The 12,547-nt window shown below is 69.7% G+C and carries 13 protein-coding genes and 2 pseudogenes; all 15 read right to left on the reverse strand.

Translation table 11 applies throughout. The features are described 5' to 3' along the window. Positions 1–171 (reverse strand): annotated as a pseudogene (locus tag V6M46_RS03540) (segregation/condensation protein A); the annotation flags it as partial. Further along, positions 168–515, reverse strand: a complete 348-nt coding sequence (locus V6M46_RS03545) for a hypothetical protein (RefSeq protein WP_332662389.1) — start codon at positions 513–515, stop codon at positions 168–170. The pseudogene V6M46_RS03540 and the gene V6M46_RS03545, both read right to left, overlap by 4 nt. Next, entirely contained in the window at positions 500–1,348 is an 849-nt protein-coding gene (locus V6M46_RS03550) for a ParA family protein (protein ID WP_332662391.1), read from the reverse strand. The genes V6M46_RS03545 and V6M46_RS03550 overlap by 16 nt, the downstream gene beginning before the upstream one ends. 118 nt (positions 1,349–1,466) lie before the next feature. Continuing rightward, positions 1,467–2,393: a site-specific tyrosine recombinase XerD gene (gene xerD / locus V6M46_RS03555; protein WP_332662392.1), complete on the reverse strand. Its 927-nt coding sequence runs from the start codon at positions 2,391–2,393 to the stop codon at positions 1,467–1,469. Beyond that, positions 2,390–3,001 carry an NUDIX hydrolase gene (locus tag V6M46_RS03560; protein ID WP_332662393.1) on the reverse strand — a complete coding sequence of 204 codons (612 nt, stop codon included), beginning with the start codon at positions 2,999–3,001 and terminating at the stop codon, positions 2,390–2,392. Before V6M46_RS03560 ends, xerD begins: the two co-directional genes overlap by 4 nt. Continuing rightward, the gene (locus tag V6M46_RS03565) at positions 2,998–4,713 is read right to left on the reverse strand and encodes a CTP synthase (protein WP_332662394.1); all 1,716 of its coding nucleotides are present in this window, start codon (positions 4,711–4,713) and stop codon (positions 2,998–3,000) included. The genes V6M46_RS03560 and V6M46_RS03565 overlap by 4 nt, the downstream gene beginning before the upstream one ends. A gap of 99 nt (positions 4,714–4,812) precedes the next feature. Continuing rightward, on the reverse strand, positions 4,813–5,697 hold the full coding sequence (locus V6M46_RS03570) for a copper transporter (RefSeq protein WP_332662395.1): 885 nt from the start codon (positions 5,695–5,697) through the stop codon (positions 4,813–4,815). Beyond that, positions 5,694–6,830: a putative cytokinetic ring protein SteA gene (gene steA / locus V6M46_RS03575; protein ID WP_332662396.1), complete on the reverse strand. Its 1,137-nt coding sequence runs from the start codon at positions 6,828–6,830 to the stop codon at positions 5,694–5,696. Before steA ends, V6M46_RS03570 begins: the two co-directional genes overlap by 4 nt. Before the next feature lie 127 nt (positions 6,831–6,957). Then, on the reverse strand, positions 6,958–8,643 hold the full coding sequence (recN, locus tag V6M46_RS03580; RefSeq protein ID WP_332662397.1) for a DNA repair protein RecN: 1,686 nt from the start codon (positions 8,641–8,643) through the stop codon (positions 6,958–6,960). Beyond that, on the reverse strand, positions 8,643–9,560 hold the full coding sequence (locus tag V6M46_RS03585; RefSeq protein ID WP_332662398.1) for an NAD kinase: 918 nt from the start codon (positions 9,558–9,560) through the stop codon (positions 8,643–8,645). The genes recN and V6M46_RS03585 overlap by 1 nt, the downstream gene beginning before the upstream one ends. Then, positions 9,557–10,399 (reverse strand): TlyA family RNA methyltransferase, encoded by an 843-nt coding sequence (locus V6M46_RS03590; RefSeq protein WP_332662399.1) that lies wholly within the window; start codon positions 10,397–10,399, stop codon positions 9,557–9,559. The genes V6M46_RS03585 and V6M46_RS03590 overlap by 4 nt, the downstream gene beginning before the upstream one ends. Before the next feature lie 4 nt (positions 10,400–10,403). Beyond that, entirely contained in the window at positions 10,404–10,649 is a 246-nt protein-coding gene (locus V6M46_RS03595; protein ID WP_332662400.1) for a hypothetical protein, read from the reverse strand. Further along, on the reverse strand, positions 10,646–11,650 hold the full coding sequence (locus V6M46_RS03600; protein ID WP_332662401.1) for an HAD-IIA family hydrolase: 1,005 nt from the start codon (positions 11,648–11,650) through the stop codon (positions 10,646–10,648). The genes V6M46_RS03595 and V6M46_RS03600 overlap by 4 nt, the downstream gene beginning before the upstream one ends. Next, entirely contained in the window at positions 11,647–11,994 is a 348-nt protein-coding gene (locus V6M46_RS03605) for a single-stranded DNA-binding protein (RefSeq protein WP_332662402.1), read from the reverse strand. Before V6M46_RS03605 ends, V6M46_RS03600 begins: the two co-directional genes overlap by 4 nt. A 73-nt stretch (positions 11,995–12,067) precedes the next feature. Further along, positions 12,068–12,547 (reverse strand): annotated as a pseudogene (locus tag V6M46_RS03610) (hypothetical protein); the annotation flags it as partial.

The following is a 12,547-nucleotide window of genomic DNA, read 5'->3' on the forward strand; positions in this document are numbered from 1 at the left end:
CTCCTTGATGTAGGCGATGAAGTCGCTGGTCACCTTGGACAGCGCGACCTCGGTGATGTCGAGCTGGTGCTTGGAGATCAGCTGGAGCAGCAGGTCGAACGGGCCCTCGAAGTTGGTGAGGCCTACGGAGAATCCGGACGGCGCGGACTCGTCGACGTCCGCGATCGTCACGACTCGCTCAATCGCCGGGCGACGTCGCTGTCGGTGCCACGGGCATCGAGGTCGGCCAGCGCGACGGCGAGTGCCGCGCGTACGAACCGGCCCCGGTCGACGCTGCGACCCAGCTCGCTGCGGAGCTTGAGCCTGGCCTGCTCGACCGCGAGGAGCTCGGCGGCCGTGACGTAGACCGTCATCTTCTCGTCGTGCTTGACCCGGCCGCTCGCTGCCACGGCGGCGTTGGCGTCACCCTCCTCGGCGGCCGGAGCGGGTGCGGTGGCCCTGAAGAGCTCATCCGCGCCCGGCATCGTGGGGCGCTTGCCGGGCCCGCCCGACGAGGTCGTCACGCGTCGGGGCATCGAACGAGAACCTCCCGGGCGAGCTGACGGTAGGACTCGGCGCCGGGGGACGTCGTGGCGTACTCCGTGATGGGCTCTCCGGCGACAGTCGAGTCCGAGAACTTCACGGTGCGGCGGATGACGGTGTGGAACACCAGGTCGCCCCAGCCCTCGACGAGGGTCGCGAGGACCTCCTTGCCGTGCAGCGTGCGGCTGTCGTACATCGTGCCGAGCAGGCCGATGATCTGCAGGTCGTCGTTGGTGCGGTCGCGGACCTTCTCGATCGTGTCCTTGAGCAGCGCCACGCCGCGCAGCGCGAAGTACTCGCACTCCAGCGGCACGAGGACGCCGTCGGCGGCGGTCAGGGCGTTGACCGTCAGCAGGCCGAGCGAGGGCTGGCAGTCGATCAGGATGACGTCGTAGTCCTTGCGGATCGGCTTGAGCACACGCGCCAGAACCTGCTCGCGGCCGACCTCGGTCACGAGCCGCATCTCAGCCGCGGACAGGTCGATGTTGGACGGCACGAGGTCGAGTCCGTCGACCGCGGTCGGCATGATCAGGTCCTTGATCGAGATCTCCCGGTCCATCAGGACGTGGTAGATGCTCTGGTCGAGCTCGTGCGCGCTGATGCCGAGGCCCACGGTCATGGAGCCCTGCGGGTCGAAGTCGACGAGCAGCACCTTGCGGCCGGTCTCGACGAGTGCGGCACCGAGGTTGATGGTCGTCGTGGTCTTGCCGACGCCACCCTTCTGGTTGCACATCGCGATGATCGTCGCGGGCTGTCCGGCCTTGCGAGGCTGGGGCTTCGGGAAGTTCGGCAGTGGCCTTCCGGTCGGTCCCAGTTCCTTGCTCATCAGCTACCCCTGCACTCGAACTCGACCGGCGGACGAGCGCCACTCTACCGCGAAAAGTCGACTTGGCGACCGCTCTCGAACACTGGAGCGGCGCGCCTGCCGAGATCGCAGCGAGAACCTATCTCGAGGCCCGCGGATGGGCCGTCGCATAGATCTCCCGGAGCTTCTCCACGGTCACCAACGTGTAGATCTGGGTTGTCGTCACCGAGGCGTGTCCGAGGAGCTCCTGCACCACGCGTACGTCCGCTCCGCCGTCCAGCAGGTGGGTCGCGAACGAGTGCCGCAGCGTGTGCGGCGACACGTCGGCAGTGACCCCGGCACGCTGCGCGGCCCGTGTCAGGACCGTCCAGGCGCTCTGCCGCGAGAGCCGGCCGCCTCGGGCATTGAGGAACACCGCGGGCGTGCTCGTCCTGGCCGACACCAGCGCAGGGCGCGACGCCGTCAGGTAGTCCAGCAGCGACTGCCGGGCGTACGAGCCCAGCGGCACGATGCGTTGCTTGCCGCCCTTGCCGCGCAGCAGGACGGTCGACTCCTCGAGGTCGAGGTCGTCGAGGTCCAGGCCGACTGCCTCCGAGATCCGGGCTCCCGTGCCGTAGAGCAGCTCGAGCAGCGATCGGTCGCGCGAGGACAGCGTCGTACCGGGTGCTCCGGCCGCGTCGAGGATCGCCTCGATGTCCGACAGCGGCAGCGCCTTGGGCAGCCTCGACGCGGGGCGCGGCGGCTTGATCGCCGCGGTGACGTCGGTCGGCACGATCTGCTCGCGCAGCAGGAACTTGTGCAGGCCGCGGACCGCGACGATCGTACGAGCAGCGCTCGCCGTCCCGAGGGACACGTGATCGGGGTCGCCAGTCCGCAACGAGCCCAGGAAGGCCGCGACGTCGTTCTCGGTGATCGCGGCCGGGTCCGTCAGCTCGTGGGCGTGCAGGAACTCGCGGTAGCGCCGCAGGTCGCGACGGTAGGAGTGGAGCGTGTTGTCGGCGAGGCCGCGTTCGACGCTGAGATGACTCAGGTAGTCCTGGACCGCCCGCTCCACGTCCGTCGTCATCTGGTGCGGAGCACCTGTGCCGCGAGGATGCCCGCGACCGTGAGCGAGTCCGTGATGCGACCGGAGAGCACGGCGTCGACAGCGTCCTTGAACGGCAGCCACCACTGCACCATGTCGGCTTCCTCGGCCTCGCGCTGCGTACGGTCGGCGTGTGGCACCGCGCTCAGCCCGGTTGCCTGGAACACCTCCCAGGCCTCGGTCGAGTAGCCCGGTGTGGCCACCAGGTGCAGGATCGACTCCCAGTGCTCGGCCGCGACATCGGCCTCCTCGGCCAGCTCACGAGCGGCCGCGTCGAGCGCCGACTCCCCCGGTACGTCGAGGGTGCCGGCGGGGAGCTCGAGCAGGCGACGTCCGACCGGATGGCGGTACTGCTCGACCAGGAGGATGCGGTCGTACTCGTCGATGGCGAGCACGGCGATCGCGCCGTTCGGCTGCACGACGGCTCGCCCGTGCTCGCCGCCCGCTGGGTCGACGATCGTGTCGATGCGCAGGCTGAGGTAGGGGCTGTCGTACTTGGTGACGCTCGCGCTCACCGGCCAGGAATGATCGGAGTCCGTCAGCGAGTCGCCGTCGGCCAGCTCACCCGGCAGTCGCGGGTGCGGGGTCATGCGTCCGCTTTCGCCTGCTCGTCGACCGGCAGCCGCATCTCGAGCTGGCGGGCCAGGGCGGCGCCGATCAGTCCGGAGAACAGCGGGTGCGGCCGCGTCGGGCGCGAACGCAGCTCAGGGTGGGCCTGCGTGGCGACGTAGTAGGGGTGCACCTCGCGCGGCAGCTCGACGAACTCGACGAGATTGGCGTCCGGCGACGTGCCGCTGAACACCAGGCCCGCCGCTTCGAGCTGGGCCCGGTACGAGTTGTTGACCTCGTAACGGTGACGGTGACGCTCCTCGACCTTGTCGGCGCCGTAGAGCTCCGCGACGATGCTGCCGGGCTGCAGCTTGGCCGGGTAGAGGCCGAGCCGCATCGTGCCGCCGAGGTCGCCGGCACCGTCGACGATCTCGAGCTGCTCGGCCATCGTGGCGATGACCGGATGGGGGGTCTGGGGGTCGAACTCGGACGAGCTGGCGCCCTCGATGCCGGCGACGTTGCGGGCGTACTCGATGACCATGCACTGCAGCCCGAGGCACAGGCCCAGCACGGGGATGCCGCGCTCGCGGGCGTACGTCAGCGCGCCGAGCTTGCCCTCGATGCCACGGATGCCGAAGCCTCCGGGCACGCAGATGCCGTCGACGTCGTGCAGGTTGTGCGCCGCGCCGGAGGGCGACTCACAGTCGTCAGAGGGAACCCAGCGCAGGTTGATGCGCGCGTCGTGCGCGAACCCGCCGGCCCGCAGCGCTTCGCCGACCGAGAGGTAGGCGTCGGGCAGGTCGACGTACTTGCCGACCAGCGCGATCGTGATCTCCTCGGCGGGGTGGTGCACGCGGCGGAGCAGCTCGTCCCACTGCGTCCAGTCGACGTCGCGGAACGGCAGGTCGAGTCGCCGAACGACGTAGGCGTCAAGGCCCTGGCCGTGGAGCACCTTCGGGATGTCGTAGATCGACGGCGCGTCGCTCGCGGTGACGACGGCCTCTTCGTCGACGTCGCACATCAGCGAGATCTTGCGCTTCATGCTGACCGGGATGTCGCGGTCGGCGCGGCACACGATCGCGTCGGGCTGGATGCCGATCGACCGCAGCGCGGCGACCGAGTGCTGCGTCGGCTTGGTCTTGAGCTCGGCCGAGGGGCCGATGTAGGGCACCAGCGACACGTGCAGGAAGAACACGTTGCCGCGGCCGACGTCGTGGCGTACCTGGCGAGCGGCCTCGAGGAAGGGCAGGGACTCGATGTCGCCGACCGTGCCACCGATCTCGGTGATCACGACATCGACGTCGGGACCGGCCATCGCCCGGATGCGTGACTTGATCTCGTTCGTGATGTGCGGGATGACCTGGACGGTGTCGCCGAGGTAGTCGCCGCGGCGCTCCTTGGCGATGACCTCCTGGTAGACCTGACCGGTCGTGACGTTGGCCTTGCCGGACAGGTCGACGTCGAGGAACCGTTCGTAGTGGCCCACGTCGAGATCCGTCTCGGCGCCGTCGTCGGTCACGAAGACCTCGCCGTGCTGGAACGGGTTCATCGTGCCGGGATCGACGTTGAGGTAGGGGTCGAGCTTCTGCATCGTGACGCGCAGGCCGCGTGACTTGAGAAGCCTTCCGAGACTCGAGGCGGTCAGACCCTTGCCGAGCGAGGATGCAACCCCGCCGGTGACGAAAACATGTTTGGTAACCGCGCTACCTGCCAAGGTGACTCCCGTGGTCGAAACCGTATGTCGAGCGCTCATGATGCACCAGTTGCATCAGGCCTCCACGGGATTCCAGCCTACCAACAGGAACCGGGTTAAGCCGAATGACACACGTGTCGGTTGGCCCACACGCCACGATCAGCTGGCGGGTATCGCGCCGCTGCCGCTGCGCGACGTACCCCAGGCGCCCGGCTGACCGCCGGCCTGCGCGGCAGCGACGAGCGCCGTCACGACCCGGCCGGCCGCGGTGTCGGTGACGTCGACGGTTGACACCTCTGTGGCGAAGTCGCTGTCCCGCACGGCCTCGACAGCTCCCCCGTCGGTGCTCGACGATGACGGCCCGGCGACGACGACACCCTTGCCGCTGCCGTTGAGGGCTCCGGCGAGTGCCGCGATGACGCCGCTCTGGTCTGAGCCACCCGTACGCTCCGGGCCCGTCACCAGGACGGCGAGGGTCGCGAGCTTCTTGGGTGGCGTGGTCAGGGTGATGAGCTTGCCTTCGGAGAATGCCGAGCGGATCGTGCCGGCCGTCTGGTCGGGGGCCGCTGCCTTGTCAGCCAGGAACGCCCGGCCAAGTGCCGCGCCGATCCGGGCGTAGCTGTCGCCCGTCGCACTCACACCGGGTACGTCCTCCGCAGCCTGCTGGGCCACACCCTCCGCGAACTGGCGGCCCGAGGCATCGAGGAGCTTGCTCGTCAGGTTGACCTCGCCGGCGATCTCGGCGCCGGCTGCCTGGAGGTTGGAGGTGACGCCCTTGGCCTCGGCAGCGCTGGTGCCCGGCACGGTCAGCACGACGATGGTCTGCCCCTTGAGCTTGTCAGTGAGCAAGGCGGCCGACGTACGTCCGGCATACCCCGACTCGAATGCTGCCAGCGCCGGGTCTGCGGCTTGCTGGCCGGTCGTGTCGTCGCCACGCAAGGAGTCTCCGGTGTCGTCCAGGGGCCCCGAACCCAGGGCGACTCCGGACGCCAGCGCAATGAGGATCGCGGCGATGGAGACGAGGTGGAAGCGGAAGTTGATCACGAGAAGAGTCCTTTGATCCAGGTGCCGAGGTCGGCGAGCTGATCACCGAGAGAGTCGAACCAGTCGTTGCCGACGGGGGTGACGGCGATCGAGACGGCGACGGCCACGACGCCGGCGGCGAGCAGGAGCATGACGGGCCACAGCGGGAACCGTTGGGAGGTGAAGTGGTTGACGGCCTTGGCGTCGACGATCTTGGAGCCGGCTCGCAGCCGGGCGACGAACATCCGCGCGACCTCTGACGGCGGGCGCTCGAGGAACTTCGAGAGCGTGGCGGGCGCGCCGACGTGCACGATGACCTCGGCCTCGTTGGTGTCCGCCAACAGGATCGCCAGGTCGTCGTCGGAGCCCGTCGACACGAATGTCACGACCTCCTTGCCGTGTCGCTCGAGGCGTTCGGGCGTGTCGACCGTGCCGGAGGACGTCGTCACGACGACCTCGCCAGCGGCACGAATCGCGGCGTCCGAGAGATGATCGAGCGCGCCGACCACCACCGCCGGGACATATCCGGCCTTCAGCAAGACGTCGGCCCCGGCACCAGCACCGATCAGCACCGGATCGTCGTCACGAATGTAGCGGCGCAGACCCCGCAGGTCCGCCTCGTCGTCGTACGCCCGGGAGACCACGACGACGGCGCGTCCGCGCAGGTTGGTGCGGGTCCGCGGGACGTGCGCGCCGTCGAGCAGCATCGTCTGCTCACGCTGGATGTGGTCGGAGGCGTTGGCGGCCAGGGAGTCGAGCCGGGTGGCGAGGCCGGACTCGGCGTCGGCGAGCGCCGCGGACGTACGGGTCTCGTCGAGCTCGGTGCCGCTGACCACGAGGATCTCGTCGCGGAACACCTTGCCGTCCTCGATCCGCACGCTCTCGCCGTTCTTGAGCTTCGACCAGGCATCGTCACCGGCGAGATCGATCAGCAGGATCCCGGCGCGTGACAACATCTGCGGTCCGACGTTCGGCACGCGGCCGCTGCTGGAAGCAGCGACGTTGAGCACCGCACGCACGCGGCGATCGATGAGCGCCTGCGCCTGACGGGCGTCGAGCTCGGGGAGGTCCACGACCGCGATGTCGTCCTCGCGCAGGGATGCGACATCGCCGTCGCGTTGCGCGAACCTCACGGTGCCGGCGACCCCTGCCACCTCGGGTGAACCAGGTCTCTTGTGCTTCCTCATGGCCATCGCGGCCCATGCTTCCCGCTGAGACGGATCGATTTGCGCGCTGCCTCGGCGTGTCGCCCAAAAGACGAACTCTCAGGCGGACCTCAGGTCATCCCCGGGCGAGATCCAGCAGTTCCCGGGCGTGAGCCTGCGCTGTCGCCGAGTCCTCCTGGCCGGCGAGCATACGGGCCAGCTCGTCGACCCGGTCCTGCTCGTCGAGCTTGAGAACGGAGCTGCTGGTGACGGTGCCGTCATCGTCCTTTGACACGACGAAATGGTGGTCGGCGAACGCGGCCACCTGCGGCAGGTGCGTCACGGCGATGACCTGCGCGTGCTCGGCCAGCCGCGACAACCGGCGACCCACCTCGACCGCCGCCTTGCCGCCGATGCCGGCATCGACCTCGTCGAACACGAGCGTCGGGACAGTCGTGCGGTCGGCGAGCACGACCTCCAGGGCCAGCATCAGCCGGGAGAGCTCGCCTCCGCTGGCGCCCTTGTGCAGGGGCCTCAGTCCGGTGCCGCTGTTGGCGGCGAACAGGAACTCGACGTCGTCGACGCCGTGGGCTCCGGGCACCGCGTCGGGGTCACTGGTGACCTTCACCTCGAGACGCGCCGACGGCATCGACAGCTGCGCGATCTCCTGGTCGACCAACGACGACAATCGCGCGGCCGCCTCGGTGCGGATCGCCGACATCTCCCCAGCCAGACGGGTGACCTCCGGGACCAGCTCGGCCTGCTCTGCCTCGAGCGCTGCCACCGACTCGTCGTCGTTGCCCAGCTCGCTCAGCCGAGCCGCGCTCTTCTCGGCCCAGGCCAGGACGTCGTCGAGCGTCGGACCGTACTTGCGCTGGAGCCCGGCCAGGGCTGCCCGGCGGTCCTGCAACGCGGCCAGCCGCTCGGGATCGAGCTCGACGCCGGCGGAGTAGGCGCCCAGCTCGGCGCCCACGTCGTCGAGCAGGATGCCGAGCTCGAGCACGCGCTCGCCGAGGGCATCGAGCGCCGGGTCGTGGCCCGCTGCCTCGCGCAGCGCGGCCGAGGCCTCGGCCACCCGGGTGCGGGCGGCATCGAGGTCGTCCTCGCCCACGAGGGACCGGTGCGCCTGGTCGGCGGCCCGGGCCAGGGACTCCGAGTGAGCGAGCCGGCTCTCCTCGACCTTGAGATGCTCATCCTCCCCCGCATGCGGCTCGACCTCGTTGATCTCGTCGAGCCCGAACTGCAGGACATCGAGCTCGCGGGCGCGTTCCTGGGCGTGGGTGCGCAGCTCCTGGAGCGTACGTTCGACGGTGCGCCATCGGGCGTAGGCCGGCGCGTAGGCCTCCGCGGCAGCCGCGAACGACTCACCGGCGAACCGGTCGAGGGCCGCGCGCTGTTCGGCGGCGCGCAGCAGCCGGTGCTGGTCCGACTGACCGTGAACCGCGACGAGTTCGTCCGTCACGTCGGCCAGCAGGGCGGCCGGCACTGTCGCTCCGCCGGCGATCGCCCGTGACCTCCCCTGGGCGGACAGCACACGGCCGAGGATGACGACGTCGTCATCGATCCGCCCTCCGGCGTCCTCGACGGCTGCGGTCGCGGCAGCGCCGGCGGGGACCCCGATGCTGGCCTCGACCCGGGCCTGGTCGGCGCCACGACGTACGAGTCCCAGGTCCGCGCGGTCCCCGCGCAGAAGTCCCAGTGCGGTGACGACCATCGTCTTGCCGGCACCGGTCTCACCCGTGATGACCGTGAATCCCTCGGACAGCTCGAGCTCGGCCGAGTCGATGACGCCGAGCGACGAGAGTCGCAGATGCTGCCACATCAGGCATCGCCCCGCTGCCGGCGCTCGGCGGATCCACGCCAGCCCGCGACCGGCAGGTCGAACTTGCGAACCAGTCGATCGGCAAATGATGCGATCTGCAGGCGGGCCAGGCGTACGGGGGTCTTGCCCCTGACGACCTCGACGCGTGCGCCCACCGGCAGGTCCGCCGCTCGGCGGCCGTCGCACCACAGGACACCGGTCGAGTGCTCACCCACGACCTCGATCGCCAGCGTCGAGTCCGGTGACACGACAAGCGGTCGGGCAAACAGCGCGTGGGCGCTGATCGGCACCATCAGGAGCGCCGAGACCTCGGGCCACACGATCGGGCCGCCCGCACTGAAGTTGTAGGCGGTCGAGCCCGTCGGGGTTGCGCACACGACGCCGTCGCAGCCCCACCGGGACACCGGGCGGCCGTCGATCTCGACGACGATCTCGAGCATGCGCTCGCGCGCCGCCTTCTCGACCGACGCCTCGTTGAGCGCCCAGTTGGTGGCCACGACCTCACCGCCGACCGTCACCGACACGTCGACGGTCAAACGCTCCTCGACCGTGTAGCTGCCGTCGACGACTCCGCGGACCACGTCGTGCAGGTCCTCGACATCGGCCTCGGCCAGGAAGCCGACATGTCCCAGGTTGACCCCCAGGACCGGGGTGTCGGTGCCGCGGCACATCTCGGCGGCCCGCAGGATCGTGCCATCGCCGCCGAACACGACCGCGAGCTCGCAGCCGCTCGCGGCGCCGGGCTCGGCCGCGACGACACCGGCGTTCTCGAGCCCGGCGGCCCGGAGTGTCTCCACCTCGGCGTCGAGGACGCAGACATCGACGCCCTCGGCGCGAAGGTCGGCCGCGAACGCGGTGGCGACCTTGCTCGCCTCCTCGCGAGCCACGTGCACGATCAGCAGAACTCGGCGGGTCATGCGTCCTCCCCCGTCGTGGTGTCCAGCGGCCCGGCAGCGACCACGGCGTGCGCGGCGGCCTCGTCCGGAGGATCGGCGTCGCTGCGCAACCAGCAGAAGTACTCGACATTGCCGGCGGGACCGGGCAGCGGGCTCGGCGCCAGCGCCCTGGTGCCCCAGCCCAGCTCGTACGCCGACAGGCACACCCGGTGCACGGCGTCGGCATGCAGCAGCGGGTCTCGCACCACGCCGTTCTTGCCGAGGTTGCTCCTGCCCACCTCGAACTGCGGCTTGATCATCAGCACGATGTCACCTCCGCCCTCCGGGCTGCTCGGCTCGCACACCCGCGTCAGGGCGGGCATGACCACCGTAAGGGAGATGAACGACAGATCCGAGACGATCAGCTCGACCGGGCCGCCGATGTCGTCAGGCTCCAGATTGCGTACGTTCGTGCGGTCGAACACCACGACCCGCTCATCGGACTGCAGGGCCCAGACCAGCTGGCCGTAGCCCACGTCGACCGCACACACCTGGCGCGCGCCCTTGCGCAGGAGGACGTCGGTGAACCCGCCGGTCGACGCCCCGGCGTCGAGGCAGCGCTTGCCCTCCACCGTGAGGCCCATCGGCTCGAACACTGCGAGCGCGCCGAGCAGCTTGTGCGCGCCGCGAGACGCATACGTCGGCTCGTTGCTCGCACGAACCACGATCGCCTGGTCCGTCGTGACACCCGTTGCCGCCTTGGTCGCGACGGATCCCGCGACCTTGACCTGACCCTCCTCGATCAGGGTCCCGGCATGCTCGCGCGACCGGGCCAGGCCGCGGCGCACGAGCTCGGCATCGAGCCGAAGCCTTCTTGTCATGCAGTCACGCGCTCTCCGGGATGTCCCCGTCGCGACCGGCATTGGCGAGCGACTCACGCAGCACCCGGTGGATCGCGTCGAACTCCTCAGGGTGCGAGGTGATCTCGAGGTCGTCGAGGCGGTCCAGTCGCTCGAGCGCCTCGTCGATGACGGCATGACCGGTCGACTCGGCCGGCTCCGGCACCACGTGGTCGACCGGGTCGTCATGGAGCTCGTCGGGAGGCCCGGCTTCTGGATTCATCTCGCTCATGGTTTCAGTGTCCCATCCAGGGTCACCTCGACGTCGGAGCGATCACGCACCGACCATGCGAGTCCGATCACCGCGCGCAAAGCATCGGTGCTCCGCGGATCGCCTGCCTCGACGCTCACGACGGCATCGCGGACCAGCGCGGTCGCTGACCCGCATCGGGACCGGTCCGCGTCGTACTCGATCTCGAAGTGTGGCTCGTTGAGTCCCGCCAGATCGGCCGACACGAAGGTCGGTCGGCGTTTCGGGGCGGCATCGATGACCTCCTGAAGGGTGCTGACCCCCGTCAGGACGGCCAGGCTGTCGGTGCCGGCGTTGATCGCGCCGTCGATGTCGGTGTCGAGGCGGTCGCCCACGACGATCGGGTTGGCGCCGCCCACGCGCTCCATCGTCTCGTCGAACAGCGCCTTCTCAGGCTTGCCTGCGACGATCGGCGAGGCTCCGGTCGCGTTGCGGATCGTCTGCACCAGCGAGCCGTTGCCCGGCGCGATCCCTCGCGAAGTCGGGATCGTGAGGTCGGTGTTGCTGGCGAACCACGGCACCCCGGCCTGGATCGCGAACGCCGCCTCGGACAGCTGCCGCCAGCCCACGTCGGGATGGAAGCCCTGCACGACTGCGACCGGCCCATCGTCGAGGCTCATGACACATCGCAACCCACGCTCCTCCAGCGGTGCGCGCAGACCCTCACCGCCGACCAGGAGCACCGGCGAACCGGCCGGCACGGCATCCGCCACGAGGTGTGCCACCGCCTGCGCCGAGGTCACGACGTCACCGTCGCTGACCTCGGGCATCGCCAGCTGGCGCAGGTGGTCGGCCACCTCATGTGGTGTCCTCGAGGCGTTGTTGGTGACGTATGCCAGCCGCATCCCGTTGGTGCGCGCGATCTCCAGCGCCTTGGCGGCTCCCGGCACGGCGTCATGGCCGACGTAGACGACACCATCGAGGTCGAGCATCGCCAGGTCGTAGAGCGCGCTGAGCGATTGTGTCGTCGAGCCCAGTGTCATGCCCCCGAGGCTACCGCCGGCACCGAGAGCCTCCGGCAGGAGTCGACCTCGACCGTCACGAAGCTGATCGCGCCGCCCCCGCCACGGGCGAACCGTCGCCGCAGCGCGCCAGTCACCTCCACCTCAGTGCCGGCTTCGAGGCGGCTCACGGTGCGTCGCATCGCAACGCTCCACGCCGAGCACTCGATCGTGTCGACGAGCTGCTTGGACCGGCGGAGCGCAGCCGCGCTGCGACGGACGATCAGGCGGAACGAGACGACCTCGTCGCCGCTTGGAAGGACGCGGGTCTCGGGGTCTGCCGAGACCCGGCCCGCCAGGTGTACCCGGTTGTTGTCATCAGTCATGAAACGACGATGCCCCCTGCCAACGGCAGGGGGCATGCATCAGGTCGTACGTTGTGGACAACGACGGGCAGGGTCAGCCCTGTGGACGCGGCTCGAGCTCGGCCAGGCGCTCTTCAGCGTCGGTCTGGCCGTTGCCGTCGACGGCGACCGTGCGGTGGAACCACTCGATCGCCTCGTCGCGACGCCCGGCATCCAGCAACGCATCCGCGTACGCGTAGCGCAGCCGCGGCACCCAGTCCGAACGACCCTTGGTGTGCAGCGGCTCGGTCTCGAGCAGCCGGACGGCGGCGTCGTACTGCTTCTGGTCGCGGCGCGCGCCGGCGACCACGATCGAGAGCTCGATCTGGCCCGCATCGTCCAGCTGGCCGCGGATCTCCGGCGTGTCATAGGCGATCGCCTTGTCGGGACGCTTCAGGGCGCGTTCGCAGTCGGCCATCATCGGCGCATACAGGTAGCCACCCGTCATCCGACGTGCGGCGCGGAACTCCGACAGCGCCTCGGCGAACTTGCCGGCTGCGTACGCCGTCTCGCCGCAGGCCTCGCGGACGAGGCC

Origin of the sequence: Aeromicrobium sp. (assembly GCF_036676885.1) — a bacterium.
In the GTDB taxonomy this organism is placed as follows: domain Bacteria; phylum Actinomycetota; class Actinomycetes; order Propionibacteriales; family Nocardioidaceae; genus Aeromicrobium.